Annotated in this window: 18 protein-coding genes and 2 pseudogenes; 18 read left to right on the top strand and 2 right to left on the bottom strand. The window is 37.3% G+C overall.

Annotated features, from left to right (window positions below; genetic code table 11):
* The first annotated feature begins 235 nt into the window (after window positions 1–235).
* The 16 genes and pseudogenes from G5W_RS0114300 (at window position 236) to G5W_RS0114225 (ending at window position 19,769) form a co-directional block, all read left to right on the top strand.
* Window positions 236–1,909 (top strand): peptide ABC transporter substrate-binding protein, encoded by a 1,674-nt coding sequence (locus G5W_RS0114300; protein ID WP_010097706.1) that lies wholly within the window; start codon window positions 236–238, stop codon window positions 1,907–1,909.
* 336 nt (window positions 1,910–2,245) lie between these two features.
* Window positions 2,246–3,181: an ABC transporter permease gene (locus tag G5W_RS0114295; RefSeq protein WP_010097705.1), complete on the top strand. Its 936-nt coding sequence runs from the start codon at window positions 2,246–2,248 to the stop codon at window positions 3,179–3,181.
* Entirely contained in the window at window positions 3,181–4,104 is a 924-nt protein-coding gene (locus G5W_RS0114290) for an ABC transporter permease (protein ID WP_010097704.1), read from the top strand. The genes G5W_RS0114295 and G5W_RS0114290 overlap by 1 nt, the downstream gene beginning before the upstream one ends.
* 16 nt (window positions 4,105–4,120) lie before the next feature.
* Window positions 4,121–5,148 (top strand): annotated as a pseudogene (locus tag G5W_RS22350) (ABC transporter ATP-binding protein).
* Complete coding sequence (locus G5W_RS0114280; RefSeq protein WP_010097703.1) at window positions 5,141–6,118, top strand: ABC transporter ATP-binding protein; 978 nt, start codon at window positions 5,141–5,143, stop codon at window positions 6,116–6,118. Before G5W_RS22350 ends, G5W_RS0114280 begins: the two are co-directional and overlap by 8 nt.
* Before the next feature lie 459 nt (window positions 6,119–6,577).
* A complete protein-coding gene (locus G5W_RS0114275) occupies window positions 6,578–7,591 on the top strand; it encodes an ABC transporter ATP-binding protein (protein ID WP_010097702.1) in 1,014 nt (337 codons plus the stop codon).
* The gene (locus tag G5W_RS0114270; protein WP_010097701.1) at window positions 7,578–8,510 is read left to right on the top strand and encodes an ABC transporter ATP-binding protein; all 933 of its coding nucleotides are present in this window, start codon (window positions 7,578–7,580) and stop codon (window positions 8,508–8,510) included. The genes G5W_RS0114275 and G5W_RS0114270 overlap by 14 nt, the downstream gene beginning before the upstream one ends.
* A 4-nt stretch (window positions 8,511–8,514) precedes the next feature.
* Entirely contained in the window at window positions 8,515–9,477 is a 963-nt protein-coding gene (gene opp4B / locus G5W_RS0114265; RefSeq protein ID WP_010097699.1) for an oligopeptide ABC transporter permease, read from the top strand.
* 26 nt (window positions 9,478–9,503) lie between these two features.
* On the top strand, window positions 9,504–10,409 hold the full coding sequence (locus tag G5W_RS0114260) for an ABC transporter permease (protein ID WP_010097697.1): 906 nt from the start codon (window positions 9,504–9,506) through the stop codon (window positions 10,407–10,409).
* Window positions 10,410–10,513: 104 nt separating this feature from the next.
* Complete coding sequence (gene opp4A / locus G5W_RS0114255) at window positions 10,514–12,337, top strand: oligopeptide ABC transporter substrate-binding protein (protein ID WP_010097695.1); 1,824 nt, start codon at window positions 10,514–10,516, stop codon at window positions 12,335–12,337.
* A gap of 489 nt (window positions 12,338–12,826) precedes the next feature.
* Window positions 12,827–13,843 carry an ABC transporter ATP-binding protein gene (locus G5W_RS0114250; RefSeq protein ID WP_010097693.1) on the top strand — a complete coding sequence of 339 codons (1,017 nt, stop codon included), beginning with the start codon at window positions 12,827–12,829 and terminating at the stop codon, window positions 13,841–13,843.
* Window positions 13,830–14,762 carry an ABC transporter ATP-binding protein gene (locus tag G5W_RS0114245; protein ID WP_010097692.1) on the top strand — a complete coding sequence of 311 codons (933 nt, stop codon included), beginning with the start codon at window positions 13,830–13,832 and terminating at the stop codon, window positions 14,760–14,762. The genes G5W_RS0114250 and G5W_RS0114245 overlap by 14 nt, the downstream gene beginning before the upstream one ends.
* A gap of 4 nt (window positions 14,763–14,766) precedes the next feature.
* On the top strand, window positions 14,767–15,729 hold the full coding sequence (gene opp4B, locus G5W_RS0114240; RefSeq protein WP_010097689.1) for an oligopeptide ABC transporter permease: 963 nt from the start codon (window positions 14,767–14,769) through the stop codon (window positions 15,727–15,729).
* A gap of 26 nt (window positions 15,730–15,755) precedes the next feature.
* A complete protein-coding gene (locus G5W_RS0114235) occupies window positions 15,756–16,652 on the top strand; it encodes an ABC transporter permease (protein ID WP_010097687.1) in 897 nt (298 codons plus the stop codon).
* 194 nt (window positions 16,653–16,846) lie between these two features.
* Window positions 16,847–18,721, top strand: a complete 1,875-nt coding sequence (gene opp4A, locus G5W_RS0114230) for an oligopeptide ABC transporter substrate-binding protein (RefSeq protein ID WP_010097686.1) — start codon at window positions 16,847–16,849, stop codon at window positions 18,719–18,721.
* Between the two features lie 325 nt (window positions 18,722–19,046).
* Window positions 19,047–19,769, top strand: coding sequence for a 3D domain-containing protein (locus G5W_RS0114225; protein WP_010097685.1), 723 nt, complete (start codon window positions 19,047–19,049; stop codon window positions 19,767–19,769).
* A 100-nt stretch (window positions 19,770–19,869) separates the two neighbouring features.
* On the opposite strand, the gene G5W_RS24525 is transcribed toward G5W_RS0114225, so the two are convergent.
* Entirely contained in the window at window positions 19,870–20,004 is a 135-nt protein-coding gene (locus tag G5W_RS24525) for a hypothetical protein (protein ID WP_010097684.1), read from the bottom strand.
* A 229-nt stretch (window positions 20,005–20,233) separates the two neighbouring features.
* Between G5W_RS24525 and G5W_RS0114215 the strand changes: the two genes are divergently transcribed.
* Window positions 20,234–21,424, top strand: a complete 1,191-nt coding sequence (locus G5W_RS0114215; RefSeq protein ID WP_010097683.1) for a glycine C-acetyltransferase — start codon at window positions 20,234–20,236, stop codon at window positions 21,422–21,424.
* 27 nt (window positions 21,425–21,451) lie between these two features.
* A pseudogene (locus G5W_RS22345) lies at window positions 21,452–22,407 on the top strand (L-threonine 3-dehydrogenase).
* Window positions 22,408–22,659: 252 nt separating this feature from the next.
* On the opposite strand, the gene G5W_RS0114205 reads toward G5W_RS22345, so the two are convergent.
* The gene (locus G5W_RS0114205; RefSeq protein ID WP_010097681.1) at window positions 22,660–24,282 is read right to left on the bottom strand and encodes an ABC-F family ATP-binding cassette domain-containing protein; all 1,623 of its coding nucleotides are present in this window, start codon (window positions 24,280–24,282) and stop codon (window positions 22,660–22,662) included.
* Window positions 24,283–24,343 lie beyond the last annotated feature (61 nt).

Genomic DNA, 24,343 nt, shown 5'->3' with positions numbered 1-24,343 from the left:
CTTAGAACCTTTTTCTTCTATATAATACAGACTAATAAGAATCAAAGAGAATTTTCAGATTATACGATTAAATAGATAATTCTAGTATATTAGAATTAGTAAATTAGTAACAATAAAATAAAAATTATAAAAAATTAGGTGAAATTTTTTTGGATAGGTTGTATAATGGAAAAACAAGCTCAAGATTTTGACTGTCTTGAATTGTTAGAATTATTAAATAGGAGGGTCTTAAGACATGAATTTTAAGAAGTGGTCATTACTACTTGTTCTTGTACTGGCTATGGGCTTATTTCTAGCTGCTTGTGGCGATGATGAAGAAGCTAATGGTAAAGATACAGGATCGGAACAATCAGAGGGATCAGGAGATAACGCTGGTGGCGAATCTAGTGATGCTGAACAAGTATTAAATGTAAACATTAAAACAGAACCACCATCATTACACCCTGGTACGGCATCAGATACTACTTCAGGTGCTGTACTTGACCAAGTATTTGAAGGATTAATGCGTATTAATCAAGAGGGCGTTGTTGAGCCTGCAATGGCAGCTAGTGAGCCTGAGGTTTCTGATGATTTGTTAACGTATACATTTACAATTCGTGACGATGCGGTTTGGTCAAATGGTGACCCCGTTACGGCACACGATTTTGAATTTGCATGGAAGTGGGTACTAGACCCAGCAAATGCAGATACGGACTATGCGTATCAATTATATATAATCAAAGGAGCACAAGCAGCTAAAGAAGAAGGTGGCTCTTTAGATGATGTTGGCGTGAAAGCTCTAGATGATAAGACACTAGAGGTTACACTTGAACAACCTACTCCGTACTTCTTAGACCTAACTGCTTTCTATACTTACTACCCTGTGAACAAAGCTGTTGCTGAGGCAAATCCTGAGTGGGCACTAAACCAGGGTGAAGACTATGTAACAAATGGTCCATTCGTACTGGACACATGGGAGCATAAAAATAAAGTTGTACTGAAGAAAAATGCAGACTACTGGGATGCAGAAACTGTAAAACTTGAAACAATTAATATGTTCATGGTAGATGATGAAAATACTGCACTGGAAATGTTCAATGCTGGAGAGCTTGACTGGGTAGGGGATCCAACTGACTCTGTACCATTAGCCGCTATTCCATCATTGAAACAAGAGGGTTCATTAAATATTACTCCTCTTGCGGGTGTATACTACTATGCATTTAACACAGAAGTAGAACCGTTTAATAATGCTAATATTCGTAAAGCATTTGCACATGCAATTAACCGTCAAGGTATTGTAGAAAACGTTACACAACGTGAAGAATTACCTGCAATGGCTTTAGTACCACCTTCAATTTGGGAAGAAAATAATGAAGGCTACTTCGCTGATAATGATGTTGAAAAGGCAAAAGAATACTTAGAGGCTGGATTAGAGGAACTTGGATTAGAGGAACTACCTCCGATCGAACTTTCTTATAACACAAGTGAAGCACATGCTGTAATTGCGCAGGCAGTACAAGATATGTGGGTGAAAAACTTAGGTGTCGAGGTTACACTTAATAATGAAGAGTGGAATGTATACTTAGATTCAATGGGATCAGGTAATTTCCAAACAGGTCGTATGGGTTGGCTTGCTGACTTTAACGATGCGATCAACTTCCTTGAAATCTTCAATTCTGTGGGTGGTAATAACTACACGAACTGGGAAGATGCTGAATACCAAGAACTTTTAAAACAATCAAGAACTGAAACAGACCCAGCAGCTCGTAAGGAAATCCTTAGAGAAGCGGAAGCAATCTTCATGGATGCTATGCCAATTGCACCGGTTTACTTCTATACGAACGCATGGGTTGCTAAAGATTATGTGAAGAATATCAATGTATCAGGACTTGGTGGAGTTCAATACAAGTGGGGTTATATTGAAAAGTAATAGTTTGATAAATTAAGAGATGAAGCAATAACCAAGATGAAAAATAGTATAATATGTTTTTCGTCTTGGTTGCTTCCATTATTTTATACCTTTTGTTACTTGTGTAAACAAGGCTTTTCAAGAAATTGAAAAAATACAATTTAATAGAAATTAACATGCAAAAAGAAACAATTGACGCCTTCTTAGAAATACAGATTATGAGTATTTCTTTGCATATTACAAGATTATTATTTCTTTTTCTTGAGAGGAAAAGGGATGATTTAAGGGGTGGAAGTTTCACCTCTTTTTTTACGTTAAGAACTTTTACAGGTGCCACTTAACTTGGAGGTGTATAAATTGGCAAAGTATGTAATGAAAAGGATTGCTTATATACTAGTTTCACTTCTATTAATTATCACGGCAACATTCTTCCTAATGCAGGCTGCTCCAGGTAGTCCGTTTGCTTCAGAGCGTAAAATGACACCTGCTATGGAAGCGCAAATGGAAGAGGCTTATGGGTTAAATGACCCAATCCACGAACAATATGTCGATTATTTAGTTAATGCGATAACGTTCGATTTTGGGCCATCTTTTAAATATGTTGGACAAGATGTTATGGATATCATATTACGAAGTTTTCCTTACTCATTAGTAATTGGATTAGAGGCTGTGTTCATTGCAATTGGATTAGGTGTTTTATTGGGGGTATTTGCTGCTTTAAAACACAATAAGTTCGGTGATTACTCTGCGATGATTATCGCTGTATTAGGTATCTCTGTGCCGAGTTTTATTATGGCCACAATATTACAATATATCCTTGCTATAAAATTTGATATTTTCTCAGTTGCGAGGATGGAATCGTTCGCGGACACAATTTTACCGGCCCTAGCCCTTGCTACTACCCCTCTCGCCTTTATTGCGCGTTTGATGAGGTCGAGTATGCTAGATGTCTTGAACTCTGATTACATCAAAACAGCCAAATCAAAAGGGATGAGCCAGCGGATTGTTACGTATAAACATGGCTTACGAAATGCTTTGCTACCGGTAATTTCCTATATGGGACCATTAGTTGCAGGTATTTTAACCGGTAGTTTTGTCATTGAGAAGATATTTGGTATTCCAGGTCTTGGAAGTGAATTCGTAACAAGTATCACAAACCGGGATTATACCGTTATTATGGGTACTACTGTTTTCTATAGTGTCATTCTACTTTTCTGTGTATTAATAGTCGACCTAATTTATGGAATAGTTGATCCAAGAATTAAGCTAGATTCAAAAGGTGGTGGGAAGTAATGTCACAACAACAGCTTACAAATGTAGATTTCGAACCACTTCATATTGACCATGCAGAATCGGAGAAGATAGTAGGTAAGAGTACTTCCTATTGGAAAGATGCATGGAGACGATTTCGTAAAAACAAGTTAGCATTAACAGGTATTGTAGTACTGCTTTTTCTTGGTTTTATGGCGGCATTTGGAGCGGATATTTCTGGAGAGAACTTCCGTGATAATGACCTGATGTCAACAAACCAGGCTCCATCGAGTGATCATTGGTTTGGAACTGATAACTTAGGAAGAGATATTTTTGCTAGAACATGGGATGGTGCGAGAATATCCTTATTTATTGGATTAACGGCAGCATTTTTAGATCTTATCATTGGGATAATTTGGGGTGCGATTTCGGGTTACTTCGGAGGGAAAGTCGACGAATATATGATGCGGATCGCTGATATTTTATCCAGTCTTCCTTATTTATTAGTAGTTATTCTGTTAATGGTTGTCATGGGACAAGGGATATGGACAATGATTATCGCGATGGTCATAACCGGCTGGATAAACATGGCCAGAATTGTACGTGGACAGGTCATGCAACTTCGGTCGGAAGAATATGTATTAGCCTCTAAATCATTAGGCGCGGGTAATTCAAGATTGCTATTTAAGCATTTAGTGCCCAATACACTTGGACCAATTCTTGTAACCTTAACGCTTACAGTACCTAATGCTATCTTTACAGAGGCATTTTTAAGTTTCCTTGGACTTGGTGTTCCAATGCCAGATTCTAGTTGGGGAGTTATGACAAGTGAAGCACTAGGTTCATTCCAGTACTTCCCGTATCAATTATTCTTCCCAGCATTCTTTATCTGCTTAACCATGCTGGCGTTCAACGTTATTGGTGACGGTCTAAGAGATGCATTAGATCCGAAAGACCGTAAATAGGGAGGGGAGATACAAAATGAAAAAAATACTTAGTGTTCAAAACCTTTCTGTTTCTTTTGATACGTATAAATCAGAAGTAAAAGCTGTACGAGATGTTTCCTTTGATTTACATGAGAGAGAAACATTAGCGATTGTTGGGGAGTCAGGATCTGGAAAAAGTGTAACTGCCCAATCTATTATGCGACTTATTCCAATGCCTCCTGGAAAATTTGTTAGTGGAAATATTATCTTCAATGAGGAAGATTTAATACAGAAATCTGAGAAGCAAATGGAAAGTATCCGCGGGAAGGAAATTGGAATGATATTCCAGGACCCAATGACGTCCCTGAATCCGACAATGACGATTGGTAAACAGATTACAGAAGGTTTAATTAAGCACCAAAATATGAATAAAAAGAAGCCCATCTACTTGGAGTGGAGTTGTTAAAGCAAGTAGGTATTCCAAATCCAGAAAAGCGGATCAATCAATATCCGCATGAGTTCTCAGGAGGAATGCGGCAACGTGCGATGATCGCGATTGCCTTAGCGTGTAATCCGAAGATATTAATAGCCGATGAACCGACAACGGCACTTGATGTAACGATACAAGCGCAAATTCTAGATCTAATGAAAGAATTACAACATGAAACAGGTACTGCAATCATTTTGATTACACATGACCTTGGTGTTGTAGCAAATACGGCACACCGAGTTGCTGTTATGTATGGTGGTAAAATAGTAGAAACTGGTTCAGTTGATGAGATTTTCTATAATCCAAAACACCCATACACATGGGGGTTATTAGGTTCGATGCCAAAACTTGATAGTCATGATGAGGAGTTAAAAGCTATCCCTGGTTCACCACCAGATTTAGCAGATCCACCAAAAGGCTGTCCTTTTGCTGCTCGCTGCCCGTACGCAATGAAAGCATGTGGAACGCATATGCCTGAGTACTATGAACTATCGAGTACGCAAAAAACTGCTTGCTGGTTATTAGATGAACGTGCACCAAAAGTAGAACCACCAGAATTTGTTAATGTAGGAGGTTCGAAAGTAAATGGCTAAACCGAAAGAAAAATTACTTGAAATTAAAGATTTAAAGAGGCATTTTAGGATTGACCGAAAAAATGTATTAAAAGCCGTGGATGGTCTGACATTTGATATATATAAGGGAGAAACCTTTGGTCTTGTAGGTGAGTCCGGTTGTGGTAAATCAACTGCAGGAAGGACGATTATGGGACTTTATCAAGCATCTGGTGGGGAAGTTTCCTTTAAAGGTGCGAGTGTCCATTCGAAAAAGAATAAAAAACAACTTAAAGAATTAACGAGAAGCATGCAAATGATTTTCCAAGATCCTTATGCTTCATTAAATCCGAGAATGACAATTAAAGATATTATTGCAGAGGGTATTGATATTCATGGACTTGCAAAATCAAAGACAGAACGCGAAGCTAGAGTGATTGAATTACTGGAGACAGTAGGCTTGAATGCAGAGCATGGTAATCGTTATCCACATGAATTTAGTGGTGGACAACGACAGAGAATCGGTATCGCGAGGGCACTAGCTGTTAATCCAGATTTTATCGTTGCAGACGAGCCAATCTCTGCTTTAGATGTATCGATTCAAGCCCAGGTAGTTAATCTAATGAGGAAATTGCAAAAAGAAAGAGGTTTAACATATCTCTTTATTGCCCATGATTTATCCATGGTAAAGCACATTAGTGACCGTGTCGGCGTGATGTATTTAGGGAATATGGTGGAAATTTCAACTAGTGAAGATTTGTATGAAGACCCATTGCACCCATATACACAAGCCTTAATCAGTGCGATACCAATTGCTGATCCACAAGTGGAGCGCTCCAGAGAAAGGATAATCCTCGAAGGAGATGTACCGAGTCCGATTAATCCACCAAGTGGATGTCCATTCCGTACAAGATGTCCGATGGCAATGGAAATATGTTCGAAAGCTCAACCTGAATTTATTGAGCATAAACCAGATCATTGGGTTGCGTGTCATTTATATGGGAAAAACTAATATTTAAATTATATGTAAAGGCTAGTGTATGTATCTACATAACACTAGTCTTTTTTTGTTATCTAAAATTAATCATTAAAAATATTGTGAAAATAATAATTATTTAGCGACACGAAATATTAAGAAAATTAAAATATAGGAACAGAGGGGAGAACAGAGAAAATATTTAATAAATTCTTAAAAGGATGGGAAGCGTTACCAAACAACTGATATAACAATGTTCTTTGGAATTCAATACTAATTATTCTTCGACAAAATTTATGTTTTTTCGATTTTAGGGGTGACAATTCAAAGGAATTGATAGTATAATAGTTTTCATCACGTAATTCCAATAACACTAAATTGTCAGAATAATATAAACAATGACGAGTTAATTGAAAGTCATAAATACGATAAAAAAGTAAACCCTAAAAAGGCGTAATGTCTTGGGCCGACTATCAAAAATAGGGGGAAAATAAAATGTCAGAAAAGCTTCTCGAAATAAAAAATTTAAAAACTTCATTTCGTATTAAAGATGATTATCATGCAGCTGTTGATAATCTTTCACTAACGGTTAACAAAAATGAAGTTCTTGCAATCGTTGGTGAATCAGGTTGTGGGAAAAGTGCACTAGCATTCTCCATCATGGGTCTTCATACTCGTGCGAAAATTGATGGAGATATTTTATTTAAGGATAAAAATATCGCAAAGATGTCTTCATCAGAATTTAACAAGGTACGTGGAAAAGACATCGGTATGATTTTCCAAGACCCACTTACTTCTCTTAATCCTTTAATGGAAGTAGGCGAACAAATTGGCGAGACGTTATATCTTCATAATAAAAATATGTCAAAGACGGACCGTCGAGAAAGAGTTCTTGACTTATTAAATAAGGTTGGAATTCCACGTGCGGAGCATGTCATTAATCAATTTCCTCACGAATTATCAGGTGGTATGCGTCAACGTGTCATGATTGCAATGGCCATTGCAAATAAACCAGAATTATTAATTGCGGATGAGCCGACAACAGCACTGGACGTTACCATCCAATCTCAGATTCTTGATCTTATTAATAAGCTTAAGGATGATATGGATTCTGGAATTATTCTTATTACTCACGATTTAGGTGTTGTAGCAGAGATGGCAGATAGAGTTGCTGTTATGTATGCTGGAGAAATCGTAGAAATTGCGGATGTAAAGACCTTGTTTGAAAATCCATTACATCCATATACAAGATCATTATTAAATTCTGTACCAAACGCAAATTCTGAACAGGAAAAATTACATGTTATTCAGGGGATTGTCCCATCGCTTCAAAACCTACCTCGTGAAGGTTGTCGCTTTAGCACAAGAATTCCTTGGATTGATCAAGCTGCACACGAAGAACATCCGACATTAAAAGAAGTTGCACCAGGGCACCATGTGCGTTGTACATGTTATAAGCACTTTAGCTTCCCTGATGAAAGTAAGGAGGAACAACATGTCTTATCTTGAGGTTAATGATTTAAGGGTACACTTTCCAATTAAAGGTGGGGTATTCGGAAGGACAGTAGGTCACATAAAAGCAGTTGATGGTGTGTCCTTCTCACTAGAAAAAGGTAAAACTTATGGATTAGTTGGGGAGTCTGGATCAGGTAAAACTACAACTGGTCGAGCAATAATCGGACTTAATAACATAACATCTGGAAAAGTAATGTTTGATGGAGTCGATATTACAAATATTAAACGAGCGAAATCGGATGCTCGTAAAAATATTCAAATGATTTTCCAAGATCCTTATTCTTCATTAAACCCAAAGAAGCGTGTTTTTGATATCGTTGCAGAACCTCTTCGAAACTTTGAGAATCTTACAAGGTCAGAAGAGCGTAAACGAGTTCAGGAGTTAATGGAATTAGTTGGGTTAAGTCCTGAGAGTATTTTAAAATATCCACACGAGTTTTCAGGTGGTCAACGTCAGCGTATCGGTATAGCGAGAGCGATTGCGTTAAAGCCGAAGTTAATTATAGCAGATGAACCGGTATCAGCATTAGACGTATCTGTACAAGCTCAAGTACTAAACTTTATGAAAGAAATTCAAAAAGAACTTGATTTAACATATCTATTTATCAGTCATGATTTAGGGGTAATCAAACATATGTGCGACCAGATCGGGATTATGTATAAAGGTCGCTACGTAGAAGAAGGCACTGCGGACGATATTTTTACAAACCCACAGCATATTTATACAAAACGCTTAGTGGCAGCGATTCCTGATATCGATCCTAACAAACGTGAAGAAAAACGTGTGTTCCGTGAAGAAGTGAAAAAGGAATACGAACAGTCCTACAATGATTACTTTGATGAAGAAGGTTTAGCCTATAAATTACAGCCAGTTTCTGATACACATTTAGTGGCTCTACCGGAGAAAGGTTGATATTATGTGGAAATTTACATTACGTCGTACGTTAATCATGATTCCTCAGATAATCGTTCTTAGTCTTTTGATTTTCGTACTTGCACAGTTAATGCCTGGAGACGCATTATCTGGTCAAATTGGACCGGATGTAGATCCAGAAAGACTTGATGAAATTCGTGAAGAAATGGGATGGAACGATCCTTGGTATGAACAATATGCTAGTTGGATGGGCGGAGTAGTAAAAGGTGATTTAGGGGATTCTTTCCGCTTTAAGATGCCTGTATCTGAACTTATTGGACAGCGTATGGTTAATACGTTTTGGCTATCTGTTGCAACATTGATCTTAACTTACCTAATTGCTATTCCATTAGGTATTGCTAGTGGTCGTTATAATGACACATGGCGTGACCAGTTAATTACGGGTTATACCTATGTAGGATTTGCGACACCATTATTTATATTTGCGCTTGTTATGCTTTGGATCTTTGGATTCAAATTAGGTTGGTTCCCAACAAGTGGTAGTATAACACCAGGATTAGAACCTGGAACGTTTGAGTACTTGATGAGTAAAATTTATCATTTAATATTACCTGCATTGTCTATGGCACTTATTACAACATATAGTACTATTCAATATTTGCGTAATGAAATTGTCGATACAAAGCATAAAGATTTCATTTTAACAGCTAGAGCAAAAGGAGCTTCAGAGTCACGAGTATACAATCGTCACATTTTACGAAACTCACTTTTACCGATTGCAGCATTTTTTGGATTTGAAATTACCGGTTTAATTGGTGGTTCTATCTTTATTGAGAATATTTTCGGTTATCCGGGAATGGGCCAGTTATTAGTAGAATCCATCACACTACGTGATTACACGGTATTAACGGCGACGACATTATTATTCGGTGTAGCTTCCATTCTAGGTGCCCTACTATCCGATATCATTTTAAGTATTGTCGACCCAAGAATTCGTATTAAATAAAATAGGTAAACAGTGAGGTGAGAACTATGGAAAACAAGAAAGCAGAAGAAGTGCAACCAAAGGCACCTATGAAAAGTCCCTCTGGTATAAGCATTATCTGGCGTGAGCTTGTTCGTGACAAATTAGCGCTAGTATCATTAATCTTTTTAATATTAATTATGGCAGCAGTATATGGTACATCCCTTGTACTAGATCAAAAAGAAATCGTAAAGGTAGACCTGTTCTCGATTCATGAGCCACCTAGTGAGGAATTTTTATTAGGTACGGATTACGGTGGTCGTGATGTGTTTGGTCAGTTAGTGATTGGAACGAAGAACTCATTAACAATAGCAATATTGGTAACATTAATGACAGGGATTATTGGTGTTGCATATGGATTAATATCAGGCTACTTTGGTGGTCATATCGATAACATCATGATGCGTATTCTGGATTTCTTTATGATTTTACCATTTACGATGATCGTTATTGCCTTTGTAGCAATTGTTCCTAAATACAATACAATAACCTTCTCTCTTATTATGACTGCTTTCCTATGGATGGGGATAGCTCGTCTAATCAGATCGAAGGCATTACAAGAAAAAGAACTTGATTATATTCAAGCATCGAAAACACTTGGTAGTTCACATTTTAAAATTATTTTTTCACAGTTATTACCAAACGTAAGTTCACTTATTATCGTTACGATGACGCTTAACTTAGCGGCTAACATTGGTTTAGAATCTGGTCTCTCATTCTTAGGATTTGGATTCCCAGAAAGTACACCGAGTTTAGGAACATTACTAAGTTATGCGAGAAATCCACAAACATTGGAGTTCAGATGGTGGATCTGGGTACCGGCATCTATCTTAATTTTACTTCTAATGTTGTCCATTAATAACGTAGGACAAGCTTTAAAACGTGCAACGGATGCAAGACAAAGAAGAGGTTAATGAAGGTAACTATAAACATCACCGATGTTTTAGTATAAACCTGGCCGCGCCAATTGGAATGGCCAGGTAAAAACAAGTATCTATTAAATAGGGAGGTAACACAGATGAGAAAGACAGGCAAATGGCTTTTAGCACTTATGCTGGTATTATTGCTTGCACTTGCTGCTTGCGGCGGTGGTGATGATAAATCTTCAGATTCAGGTAAATCAGAAGATAAGAAAAAAGAAGACACTGCTCAGCAAAATGAAGATGGAATCTACAGTATTGAAGATTTCGAAATGACTACTTCAAATGATGGTGAACCAATCAAAGATGGTGAACTTAACTACGGTATTGTTTCCGATACAGTATTTGAAGGTACTTTTAACTTTAACTTCTATTCAGGTAGACCTGACTTTGAAGTAATTCAATGGTTCGATGAGCCATTATTCGATTCAGATGCTAACTATGCTTATACACAAGATGGTGCTGCTACATGGGAAGTGGATGAGTCTGGTAAAGTTTACACACTTACAATTAAAGATGGTGTTAACTGGCATGACGGGCAACCTGTAACAGCTGAAGACTGGGCTTATGCTCACTATGTTATTGGGCACCCTGATTATGTTGGAATCCGTTATGGAGCTGACTTTGAAAACATCGTAGGTATGGATGAGTATCATGCTGGAGAAACAGATACAATCTCTGGTATTGAAGTTGTTGATGAAAAAACATTAAAAATCACTTATAAAGAAGGTGGCCCTTCTCTAATTACTGGAGGTATCTGGCCATATGCATTACCGAAGCACGTATTCGGTGAAATGGAAGTTGCTGAAATGATGGAATCTGACGCTGTACGTAAAAATCCTATCGGTTTTGGTCCGTACAAAGTTGATACTATTGTTCCTGGTGAATCTGTAGTTCTTGTAAAGAATGAAGATTACTGGCGCGGCGAGCCAGCTCTTGCAAAAGTAACTGTAAAAGTAATTTCACCTTCTACAGTTGTTCAAGCTTTAGAATCTGGCGAAGTTGATTTAGTGGATAGCTTCCCTACAGATCAATTTGCAGACAATGCTGATATGTCAAACGTTGAATTCTTAGGGAAAGTTGACTCTTCTTATACGTATATTGGATTTAAATTAGGTAAATGGGATGCAGAAGCTGGTGAAGTTGTTGTAGACCCGAATGCTAAAATGGCTGATGTGAACTTACGTAAAGCTATGTGGTATGCTGTGGATAATGATGCTGTAGGTGAAAACTTCTATAACGGTTTACGTTGGAATGCAACTACATTAATCATTCCATTCTTCCCAGAATACCATAATCCTGATATTGAAACGCCAACATTTGATCCAGATGAAGCAAATCGTATTTTAGATGAAGCTGGTTATGAAGATGTTGATGGAGATGGATTCCGTGAAAATCCTGATGGTGAAGAGTTAGTAATCAACTTCGCTTCTATGTCAGGTGGAGAAACTGCTGAGCCAATCGCTCAATATTACATCCAATCTTGGGGTAATGTAGGTCTTAAAGTTGAACTTGTAGATGGTCGACTAATTGAATTCAACTCGTTCTATGACCGTGTTGAAGCAGATGATCCAGCAATTGATATTTATCAAGCTGCATGGGGAACAGGTACTGACGTGAACCCTTCAGGAATCTTTGCTGGTAATTCATTTGCAAACTATCCACGTTGGACAAATGAAGAAAATGAAGAGTTACTTGCTGCAGGATCTTCTATGGAAGCGATGGATACTGAATATCGTAAAGAAATCTATGACCAATGGCAACAGCTAATGGTTGATAATGTTCCGATGTTCCCAACAGTATACCGTGCTGTTATTAGACCGGTTAACGACCGTGTTGTTAACTTTACAATTGACCCTGCTTCAGATCTTCGTCTATACCAAATTGGTGTAACGGAAGCTGAATCAGTGGTAGCTGAATAAGGAACTTTAGGAAGAGAAGGAATCAATTGATTCCTTCTCTTTTTATTTATAAAATTCAAATGTAAATGATACCTACTTAAAATATTTTTCTGCAAATTTCCTCTAAAATCTACAAAAATCAAACAAAATTTTATTCTATCCTAGTATCCTTTAAGCCTTGATAGACCACTATTCTAATACATAATAGTCTAAAAACTTTAAATAAATAGTTTAAAAAAGTCTTGTTAAAAATCTGAAAATAATATATACTTTAAAAAAATCATTGCTATATTACAAGTTTATTACGAAATAAAGTTGATAGGGATAAAAGACCTATATCAATAAAATAGTGAGCCTATAATTATTTGAAAATTATAATAAATTAAAGGTATTAATAGGGCAGATATACAAAAGATATTTGACAACATGAGATTCTGCTTTTTCCTATGTTTGAATTCTTAGAGGAAAATTTGATTAGAATTTTTTCAATATTTAGTTAGGGGGATTAATTTGGCAGAGAAGTTATTGGAAATCAAAAACTTAAAAACATCTTTCCGAATTCGGGATGAATATCATGCAGCAGTAGACGACGTTACGCTTACAGTAAACAAGAATGAAGTCCTTGCCATTGTTGGAGAGTCTGGGTGCGGAAAGAGTGCATTAGCATTCTCTATTATGGGGTTACATACTCGGGCGAAAATTGAGGGAAATATTTTATTTAAAGGTGAGGATATCGCAAATGTGGCTCCTTCAAAATTAAACAAGCTACGTGGTAAAAATATGGGAATGATTTTCCAAGACCCTTTGACTGCACTTAATCCACTAATGAAAATTGGTGATCAAATAGGAGAAGCAATACTTCTTCATAATAATACTCTTTCAAAATCACAACGTAGAGAAAAAGTTGTTAACTTATTACAAAAGGTTGGTATCCCAAGACCAGAACATGTTTTCGAACAGTATCCACACGAACTATCAGGTGGTATGAGGCAAAGAGTTGTCATCGCTACTGCAATAGCCAATGAACCGGAACTACTAATAGCAGATGAGCCAACAACAGCTTTGGATGTTACAATCCAGTCTCAAATATTGGATTTAATAAAGGACCTAAAAGATGATATGGATTCAGGAATTGTCTTAATTACACATGACCTTGGGGTTGTGGCAGAGATGGCAGACCGTGTAGCTGTTATGTATGCCGGACAAATTGTAGAAGTGGGGGACGTCCTAACATTATTCGAGGAGCCACTACATCCATATACTAGATCTCTCTTTAACTCCATCCCAAATGCACATGGTACACAAGACAAATTACATGTTATACAAGGGATTGTGCCAGCTTTACAAAACCTTCCTAGAAGTGGTTGCAGATTTGCACCGAGAATACCTTGGATTGATGAAGCAGCACATGAAGAACAACCAATATTACATGAAGTAAAACCGGGTCATTTTGTTCGTTGTACGTGTTATAAACATTTTAAGTTCCCGGAAGAAACTAAGGAGGAACAACACCATGGGGTTTCTTGAAGTAAAAGATCTGAAAGTTCATTTTCCAATTAAAGGTGGTATTTTTGGAAGAACAGTAGACCATGTAAAAGCCGTTGATGGTGTAAGTTTTACTTTGGAAAAGGGGAAGACATACGGCTTAGTAGGCGAATCTGGTTCTGGGAAATCCACTACTGGTAGGGCCATAATCGGCCTAAATAAAATTACTTCTGGAAATGTAACATTTGAAGGTAATGATATTACCGCAAATAACAGGTCTAGAGCATCATTTCGTAAAGATATTCAAATGATTTTCCAGGATCCATATTCTTCTCTAAATCCGAAGAAGAGAGTAATTGATTTAGTAGCCGAGCCTTTACGGAATTTTGAAAAGTTATCTAGAAAAGAAGAGCGAATTCGCGTTCAAGAGTTACTAGAGCTAGTTGGACTAAGTCCTGAAAGTATATTGAAATATCCACATGAATTCTCTGGTGGGCAGCGTCAACGTATTGGAATTGCAAGAGCTGTTGCTTTAAAACCAAAGCTAATCATTGCGGATGAGCCTGTGTCGGCATTAGATGTTTCCGTTCAAGCACAGGTGCTAAACTTTATGCAGGAAATCCAGAATGAATTAGATTTGACGTACTTATTCATCAGTCATGACTTAGGTGTTATTAAGCATATGTGTGATCATATTGGAATCATGTATAAGGGGCGATTTGTTGAGGAAGGTACAGCAAATGAGATATTTGAAAGCCCACAACATATTTATACGAAGCGGCTTGTAGCTGCTATTCCAGAAATTGATCCACACAAACGTGAGGAATTGAAAAAGTTCCGCCTTGAGGTAAATACAGAATACGAACAAGCCTATAATGATTACTTTGATGAGGAAGGTTTAGCCTATGGTTTAAAACCAATTTCTGATACACACTTAGTGGCTTTACCGGAGAAAGGTTGATATTATGTGGAAGTTTTCTTTACGAAGAATCATGATTATGATTCCCCAGTTAATTGTTCTGAGTATTTTTATATTTGTTCTTGCAAAAATGATGCCAGGGGATGCACTATCAGGGCAAATTGATCCCAATATTGACCCAGAAAGAATAGAAGAAATTCGTGTCCAAATGGGCTGGTATGACCCGTGGCATGAACAATATGCATCCTGGATAGGTGGAGTAGTTACAGGTGACTTTGGTGATTCATTCCGTTTTAAAATGCCAGTTACAGAAATAATTAGCCAACGGATTGTTAACTCATTTTGGCTATCACTTGTGACATTAATACTGACTTATCTGATTGCAATTCCGCTCGGTATTACGAGTGGAAGATATAATGATACCTTGCGAGACCAATTGATTCAAGGGTATTCCTATCTAGGATTTGCAACACCACTCTTTATCTTCGCCCTTGTAATGTTATGGGTGTTCGGCTTTAAACTTGGATGGTTCCCTACAAGTGGAAGTGTTACACCAGGGCTCGAACCAGGAACATTTGATTATTTTATGAGTAAGTTTTATCACCTGTTGCTTCCAGCTCTTTCAATGGCATTAATAGCCACCTATAACACTATTTTATATCTTCGTAATGAAATAGTGGATACGAAACAGAAGGATTTCGTATTAACAGCTAAAGCAAAGGGTGCATCAGAAACTAGAATCTATAACCAACATATTTTAAGAAACTCACTACTGCCAATAGCTGCATTCTTTGGATATGAGATTACATTATTAATCGGAGGTTCTATCTTTATTGAGAATATCTTTGGATATCCAGGAATGGGGCAATTATTAGTAGAATCGGTAACATTACGAGATTATAGTGTCGTAACTGCAACAACATTATTATTCGGTGCCGCGTCCGTACTAGGTGCATTGTTATCCGATATCATACTAAGTATTGTTGATCCACGAATTAGGATTAAATAATTTTAGGTAATAGTGAGGTGAATGAAATGGAAAAAGCATTAGAAATAAAACCGAAGGCAATCAAAAGTCCCTCGGGATTTAGCATAATTTGGCGAGAGCTTGTTCGTGATAAGCTAGCGCTAATCTCTTTAATATTATTAATCTTAATTATAGCTTTTGTATATGGGGTATCACTAGTCCTCGATCAGGAAGAGATAGTAAAAGTTGATTTGTTTTCCATACATGAAGCCCCAAGCGAAGAGTTTATATTAGGTACAGACCATGGTGGTCGTGATGTATTTGGACAATTGATTATTGGAACAAAGAACTCATTGTCTATCGCGATTATAGTTACCGTATTAACGGGTATTGTTGGAATCGTATTTGGATTAGTAGCAGGGTACTTTGGTGGGCATGTGGATAATGTGCTAATGCGTATCTTAGACTTCTTTAACATCCTGCCTTTTACGATGATTGTAATCGCATTTGTAGCAGTAGTTCCAAAATACAGTGTAATGACATTTTCTCTCATTATGACTGCATTCCTGTGGATGGGAATTGCTCGGCTAATCCGTTCTAAGGCATTACAGGAGAAGGAATTAGACTACATCCAAGCCGCTAAAACGCTTGGGACATCGAATATTAAAATTATTTTTAAGCATCTACTACCGAATTGTATGTCTTTGATTATTGTAACAATGACAATTAACTTAGCTGCAAATATTGGCTTAGAGTCAGGATTATCCTTCCTAGGATTTGGTTTTCCAGAGAGCACGCCAAGCTTAGGGACACTATTAAGCTATGCAAGAAATCCACAAACATTAGAATTCAGATGGTGGATTTGGGTTCCTGCTTCTCTATTAATTCTAATATTAATGTTAGCAATTAATAACGTCGGTAGCGCTCTAAGACGTGCAACAGATGCTAGACAAAGAAGGGGATAACATAAAGAAGCGAATATCTTTCTAAAAGCTAATATATAAACAAACTAGTTTCTTTTAGGGAGGTGATCCAAGTATAAGTAAATTGCAAGTTCAATTAAATGTTACCTACATCAATATGATAATTGATGTTGAGTATAATTTGTCGAATTATCGACAAAAACCAAACAGGTTTAATAAAAGGGAGGGTATTTAGGATGAGTAAGAACAGTTTAACAAAATGGCTATTTGCATTAATGCTAGCTTTGTTGTTAGTAGTTGCTGCATGTAGCGATAAGACAAGTGAAGATTCTTCTGATGAACCAAAAAAATCAGAAGAGAAAGAGGATGAAAAAGACGGGGAAGATTCAGAAGAAGGTTTGTATACACTTGAAGACTTCAATATGGACGCTTCCAATACTGGGGAACCTATTGGCGGAACTCTAAACTATGGTTTAGTATCTGACACAGTGTTTGAAGGTACTTTAAACTTTAACTTCTACGATGGAAACCCTGATGCAGTTGTAATTGGATGGTTTGATGAGGCATTATTGGGTATGGATGAGAATTTCATGTATACGCAAGATGGTGCTGCAACGTTTGAAACAGAAGATTATGTTACAGATGAATATCCTGACGGTGTTACGTTCACATTCAAAATTCGTGATAATGTAAACTGGCATGACGGAAACCCTGTAACGGCTGAAGACTGGGCATTCTCTTACGAAGTAATTGGTCATCCAGAATACACTGGTGTTCGTTACGGAGTAGACTTCGCTGAAATCGTAGGTATGGATGAGTATCATGCAGGTGAAGCTGATACAATCTCAGGTATTGAAGTTGTTGATGAAAAAACATTAAAGATTACTTATAAGCGATCAAATCCATCATTATTAACTGGTGGTATCTGGCCATATGCAATGCCGAAACATATTTTCGAGGATATTCCTATAGCTGAAATGGCTGAGTCTGATGCAGTCCGTAAGAATCCTATTGGAATGGGACCTTACAAAGTTGACTCAATCGTTCCTGGTGAGTCTGTAGTTTATAAAAAGTTCGAAGATTACTGGCGTGGTGAGCCTGCTCTTGACGAAGTTGTACTTAAGGTCGTAAGTCCTCAAACTGTAGTACAAGAGCTAGAAACTGGTGGAGTTGACATGGTTAACGCATTCCCTGCTGACCAATTCGTTGATAACGCTGATATGTCAAATGTAGAGTTCTTAGCAAATATTGATTTATACTATGCTTATGTAGGATTTAAATTAGGTAACTGGGATGCAGAAAACAAAAAAGTTAACATGGATCCGAATGCAAAAATGGCAGACGTAAACCTTCGTAAAGCAATGGCACACGCTGTTGATACAGATGCAGTAGGTAAAAACTTCTACCATGGTATTCGTTGGAAAGCAACAACATTAATCCCACCATCTCATCCAGAATATCATGATGCAGAAAATCCTGGATTTGAGTATGATCCTGAATTAGCAAAACAGATTCTTGACGATGCTGGATATGTTGATGTTGATGGAGATGGATTACGTGAAAACCCTGAAGGAGAAGAGCTAGTTATTAATTATGCAGCTATGTCTGGTAGTGAAGTAGCTGAACCAATGGCTAAATTCTTTATCCAATCTTGGCAAAACGTTGGTTTAAATGTTCAATTATTAGATGGTCGTCTACAAGAGTTCAACACATTCTATGATCGTGTTGGTCAATCTGGTGAAGATGATCCAGCGGTTGATATCTATTCTGGTGCTTGGGGTGTAGGTTCTGACGTTAACCCTTATGGATTATACGGTCCAGACCAAATGTTCAACTTCCCACGTTATGAAAGTGAGAAGAACAGTGAACTATTGGCTGAAGGTATCTCAGCAGAATCATTTGACTTAGAACACCGTAAACAAGTTTATAAAGAATGGCAACAATTAATGATTGATGAAGTTCCAGTGTTCCCAACTTTATATGCACTTGAAATTGTTCCGGTTAACAAACGTGTAACAAACTTCTCTGTTGACCGTGCTTCTGATATCTATTATGACGAAAATAGATACAAAATTGGTGTTACTGCTGAAGAAGCAGAAAAAGCTAAATAATAACAATGTATCGAAGGTCCCTTCAGTAGTGGAGGGGCCTTTTACTTGTATGAAATCATCATTTTTTAAAAAGTGATTTGTAGTTAAAGGTCGTAATAGCAAAAAAAATATTATATCCTCTGATAGCTTTACATTTATTGCTCTAATAAGTTTCCTTTCCAGTAACTTGAAAATTACCCCTACTTTTGTACTAAATCTATTAAATTTGTAATAAAACATGGTAGTTTTGGCAATCCTTGTAACAGACTTTTAAAAGTCTTGTAAAGGCGGAGTCTATGAACCTATGATACGATAGGCTTTGTCCGAATTTTAAGGAGGGACTACTATGAAGAGTTTAGTAGCTACAATTGCTACAGGATTTGTATTAATGAACCCAACAGGTGCCTTTGGTGTGGAGTATCACGTGGAAAAAGGAGATACTCTATGGGGAATAGCAAAGGAGTACAACACTTCCGTAGAATCTTTATTAGACATAAATGATTTACCGTCTGACACAATATATCCTGAACAGAAACTAGAAGTCTATGAAACGTACTTAGTGGAAAAGGGAGATACCTTATTTAGCATAGCAGAGGAAAATGCTGTTACGGTTCAAGAATTAAAAGAATGGAATGAGTTAACATCCGATTTAATACGTATTGAACAAGAATTAATCATTAAAGAGTCCTCTAAAACTGAGGTAGCTGGTACACAATCTATTCAACCAACAGAAGTGCAGTCGAGTTCCGTAACGAAGGCAGAAGATGAACTCGTTGGGAAGACAATCTCTGTTGTTGCAACTGCGTATACAGCGGAATGTGAAGGTTGCTCTGGAATAACCTATACCGGAATTAATCTAAATGAAGATCGTCATGCAAAGGTAATAGCAGTAGATCCGAATATAATTCCCCTAGGATCTAAGGTGTATGTAGAAGGGTATGGATATGCCATTGCGGGGGATATTGGTGGAGCTATAAAAGGAAATAGAATTGATATTCACTTACCAACGACTCAAGAAGCACTGAATTGGGGAGTAAGAGAAGTGGATGTAACCGTAATAGAAGAATAATATGAAGGCTGTCAGGGTGGAGTGGTACCACCAGACAGCCTCTTTTATATTCATCCTAAATAAATTTGTATAGTCATTCGAATGAGCGTGATACAAAAAATTAGGATTGAATATTTATAGTAGGTACACCTTTAGGTTTAATTACTTCTTCAGGTGTATCAAATTGTTGTTTAATACCAATGATACCGAAACCAATAATGATGATTAGAAAAAATCCGACTAAAAACTTCCTCACGGCCCTTGCCTCCATTAAAAGTAATCCCTAATCGGTAGTATAATAGATAACCTTGTGATAAGACAATTAGAATATGAGATTTTTTTACGGTAATAATTGCTTTAATTCACATGTTAAGGAAAAATGATAAATATAGGTGATATATCATTCTAAACTTTTGGAACAGATTATGATAAAATGGTAATGGTTAACACTTTGGTAACGCTTACAAAAATGGGAGGTTTACAATATGACTAGTAAAGCATTAGATACATTTTTAAATGATAATCTCGCAGATTTAAAGGCAAATGGTTTATACAATGTAATTGACCCTGTTCAAGGAGCAAATGGTCCTGTTATAAAGATCAGTGGTAAGGAACTTATTAATCTATCTTCAAACAATTATTTAGGTTTGGCTACTGATGAACGCTTAAAGAATGCAGCGAAGGAAGCGGTTGATACACATGGCGCAGGTGCAGGTGCTGTACGGACGATTAATGGAACACTCGATTTACATATTGAATTAGAAAAAAAGCTTGCTGAATTTAAAGGTACAGAAGCTGTCATTTCGTATCAGTCTGGGTTTAACTGTAACATGGCAGCAATCTCTGCTGTTATGGATAAGCATGATGCAATTCTATCAGATGAATTAAATCATGCTTCCATTATTGATGGTTGTCGTTTATCCAAGGCTAAAATTATCCGTTATGGACATTCTGATATGAATGATTTACGCCAGAAAGCGAAAGAAGCAGTTGAATCTGGCTTATATAATAAAATCATGGTGATCACTGATGGTGTCTTTTCAATGGATGGTGACGTTGCAAAACTTCCTGAAATTGTGGAAATTGCTGAGGAGTTTGATTTAATTACGTATGTGGATGATGCTCACGGTTCAGGGGTGCTCGGGAAAGGCGCAGGGACTGTAAAGCACTTTGGCCTACAAGATCGTGTGGATTTCCAGATGGGTACACTTTCTAAGGCAATTGGTGTCATAGGTGGATATGTAGCAGGTAAGGCAAATCTTATCGACTGGCTTAAGGTACGTTCACGTCCATTCTTGTTCTCTACAGCTGTTTCTCCAGCAGATGCTGCTGCAAGTAAAAGAGCAGTAGAAATTTTAATGGAAAGCACAGAACTACATGATAAGCTTTGGGATAATGGTAATTACTTAAAGGCTGGCCTAAAGAAACTAGGATTTAATATAGGCAATAGTGAAACTCCAATTACGCCGTGTATTATCGGGGAAGAAAAAGCAGCACAGGAATTTAGCAAACGTTTGTTTGAAAACGGTGTTTATGCGAAGTCGATTGTATTTCCTACAGTACCAAAAGGCACTGGTCGAGTCCGTAATATGCCAACAGCAGCTCACACAAAAGAAATGCTGGATGAGGCAATTAGTGTTTATGAAAAAGTGGGTAAGGAAATGGGATTAATTTAAGCGACTTTTTAAATAGAGGAGAAAGCCATGAGAAGAATACTTGTTACAGGAGCAAATGGTCAGATTGGATCTGAGCTCGTTACGAAGCTAAGAAGTGTATATGGTGAACGAAATGTAATAGCAACAGATATCCGTGAAGTCGATGGAGGAACCGATAAGGGACCTTTTGAATTAGTTGATGTGACAGATGAACAACGAATTTTTGAAGTAGCAAAACATTACCAGGTTGATACAGTAATGCACTTAGCTGCCTTGTTATCTGCCACAGCTGAAAAGATGCCAAAGAAAGCTTGGGACATTAATATGGGTGGACTCGTCAATACATTAGAGGTAGCCCGTGAATTGAATTTACAATTCTTCACGCCTTCTTCTATTGGAGCGTTTGGACCATCTACCCGAAGGACAATACACCACAGGATACGTTACAGCGTCCAACAACGATGTACGGGGTAAATAAAGTATCAGGTGAATTACTATGTGATTATTACTATCAACGTTTTGGTGTAGATACTCGAGGTGTACGCTTCCCAGGTTTAATTTCATATGTAACCCCACCTGGTGGAGGAACAACCGATTACGCCGTAGAAATTTATTATGAAGCGGTGAAACAAAAATCATATACATCCTATATTGCAGAAGGCACATACATGGATATGATGTATATGCCAGACGCCTTAGAAGCAATCGTTCAGTTGATGGAAGCCGATCCAGAAAAGCTTATACATCGTAATGCATTTAATATCTCAAGCATTTCTGCTGAGCCGATGGACTTTGCTATGGCGATACAAAAGTATATCCCAGAATTCGAAATTACTTTCGACGTAGATCCTATTCGCCAAAAAATTGCTGATAGCTGGCCAAATAGTATTGACTCATCTGCGGCAGAAGCGGAATGGGGATTTAAAGCACAGTATGATATAGATCGAATGACGAAAGAAATGCTAAAAAAGATTGCTGAGAAAAATACTGAGAAAATGAAGTAATAAAGCGTTCCTGTGATAGGAACGCTTTATTCTTTGACTGGGTTTAAGAAATATAGTGGAAAGAGCAGCTTGCTTAGACGAAGTGGTATAGTGATGCCAAGTGAGGGTGGGGGATGAGCTCTGACTAGAGTAACTAGTTCTTTGTTCGAGAGATATAGTCCCGTGCCTGGTCAACATAGTCCCAAGCACGAGTAATAACCCTACATCAATAAAAATAGCCCCTTGCCAAAGCAGGGGGCGCTACCATCATGATTAAACTGCATACATTTCTTTAAGACGCTTCTGTAAATCTTTATCACGAACATACTCATCATAACTCATTTCTTTATCGATAATACCATTTGGTGTGATCTCAATTAAACGGTTTGCGATACTATCAATAAATTGATGGTCATGTGAAGTGAACAGGATAGATCCTTTAAATTTAATCAAGCCATTGTTTAATGCTTGAATAGATTCTAAGTCTAGATGGTTTGTAGGCTCATCTAATAGTAGAACGTTAGCATTAGATAACATCATCTTGGAAAGCATGCAACGTACTTTTTCTCCACCGGATAGTACATTGGATTTCTTTAAAGCTTCCTCACCAGAGAATAACATTCTTCCTAGGAAACCACGTAGGAATGTTTCTGTCTCATCTTCTGGAGAGAACTGGCGTAACCAATCTACAAGCGTAAGGTCTCCATTTTCAAAGAACTCACTATTATCTTTCGGGAAGTAAGATTGAGATGTTGTAATACCCCATTTATAAGTACCAGCATCTGGTTCCATTTCTCCGGCAAGAATTTTAAACAGTGTCGTTTTTGCAATATCATTTTTACCTACAAAGGCAACTTTATCGTCTTTATTCAGAATAAAGCTTACATTATCTAATACTTTTTCACCGCCAATTGTCTTCGTGATACCCTCAACACGTAATAAATCGTTCCCTATTTCACGCTCAGGAGTAAAGGCAATGTATGGGTACTTTCTCGATGATGGCTTAATATCATCTAGTGTAATGTTATCTAGCATTTTCTTACGAGAAGTTGCTTGTCTGGATTTGGATGCATTCGCACTAAACCTCGCAATAAATGCTTGTAATTCTTTGATCTTTTCTTCTTTTTTCTTGTTGGCATCCTGTGCCATTTTGGTTGCTAACTGACTAGACTCATACCAGAAATCATAGTTCCCGATATAGATTTGGATTTTACCAAAGTCAACATCTGCGATATGCGTACATACTTTATTTAAAAAGTGTCTATCATGTGATACGACAATAACAGTGTTTTCAAAATTGATTAGAAACTCCTCTAACCATTGAATTGCTTGAATATCAAGTCCGTTTGTAGGCTCATCTAAAAGAAGAATATCTGGATTGCCAAAAAGTGCTTGTGCTAATAATACTTTCACTTTTTGTTCTTCCGTTAATTCAGACATTAGCTTAGAATGTAGTTCTTCTTCAATTCCTAGACCCTTTAATAGTATCGCAGCATCGGATTCTGCTTCCCAACCATTCATCTCAGCAAATTCGCCCTCAAGTTCTGCAGCACGCATTCCGTCTTCTTCTGTAAATTCTGCCTTCATATATATTTGGTCTTTTTCTTGTTTCACTGCATATAGTTTTTCATGCCCCATTAACACGGTTTCGATAACCGGATGTTCTTCAAAAGCAAAGTGGTCCTGTTTTAAGACCGCTAGACGTTCACCAGGAGATAGGGAGACATTTCCAGTTTGAGGTTCAATTTCACCTGATAGAATTTTTAGAAAGGTAGATTTACCAGCGCCGTTGGCTCCGATAACACCGTAGCAATTTCCAGGAGTAAACTTTAAATTAACATCTTCAAATAATTTCTTATCACCATATCGTAAACTTACATTTGTAACAGTTATCATTGGCTTGTTTTCCTCCAAAATAAATACTTCATCGTAAGCTTACGAAATTTAGTTGCTTAAG

Source organism: Ornithinibacillus scapharcae TW25, from assembly GCF_000190475.1.
Classification (GTDB): domain Bacteria; phylum Bacillota; class Bacilli; order Bacillales; family Amphibacillaceae; genus Ornithinibacillus; species Ornithinibacillus scapharcae.
This window is presented reverse-complemented; position numbering and strand designations above follow the sequence as displayed.

Coding starts and splice junctions, on each gene's coding strand:
- G5W_RS0114300 (WP_010097706.1), top strand. CDS start 236: ATGAATTTTAAGAAGTGGTCATTACTACTTGTTCTTGTACTGGCTATG.
- G5W_RS0114290 (WP_010097704.1), top strand. CDS start 3,181: ATGTCACAACAACAGCTTACAAATGTAGATTTCGAACCACTTCATATT.
- G5W_RS0114280 (WP_010097703.1), top strand. CDS start 5,141: ATGGCTAAACCGAAAGAAAAATTACTTGAAATTAAAGATTTAAAGAGG.
- G5W_RS0114275 (WP_010097702.1), top strand. CDS start 6,578: ATGTCAGAAAAGCTTCTCGAAATAAAAAATTTAAAAACTTCATTTCGT.
- G5W_RS0114270 (WP_010097701.1), top strand. CDS start 7,578: ATGTCTTATCTTGAGGTTAATGATTTAAGGGTACACTTTCCAATTAAA.
- opp4B (WP_010097699.1), top strand. CDS start 8,515: ATGTGGAAATTTACATTACGTCGTACGTTAATCATGATTCCTCAGATA.
- G5W_RS0114260 (WP_010097697.1), top strand. CDS start 9,504: ATGGAAAACAAGAAAGCAGAAGAAGTGCAACCAAAGGCACCTATGAAA.
- opp4A (WP_010097695.1), top strand. CDS start 10,514: ATGAGAAAGACAGGCAAATGGCTTTTAGCACTTATGCTGGTATTATTG.
- G5W_RS0114245 (WP_010097692.1), top strand. CDS start 13,830: ATGGGGTTTCTTGAAGTAAAAGATCTGAAAGTTCATTTTCCAATTAAA.
- opp4B (WP_010097689.1), top strand. CDS start 14,767: ATGTGGAAGTTTTCTTTACGAAGAATCATGATTATGATTCCCCAGTTA.
- G5W_RS0114235 (WP_010097687.1), top strand. CDS start 15,756: ATGGAAAAAGCATTAGAAATAAAACCGAAGGCAATCAAAAGTCCCTCG.
- opp4A (WP_010097686.1), top strand. CDS start 16,847: ATGAGTAAGAACAGTTTAACAAAATGGCTATTTGCATTAATGCTAGCT.
- G5W_RS0114225 (WP_010097685.1), top strand. CDS start 19,047: ATGAAGAGTTTAGTAGCTACAATTGCTACAGGATTTGTATTAATGAAC.
- G5W_RS0114215 (WP_010097683.1), top strand. CDS start 20,234: ATGACTAGTAAAGCATTAGATACATTTTTAAATGATAATCTCGCAGAT.
- G5W_RS0114205 (WP_010097681.1), bottom strand. CDS start 24,282: ATGATAACTGTTACAAATGTAAGTTTACGATATGGTGATAAGAAATTA.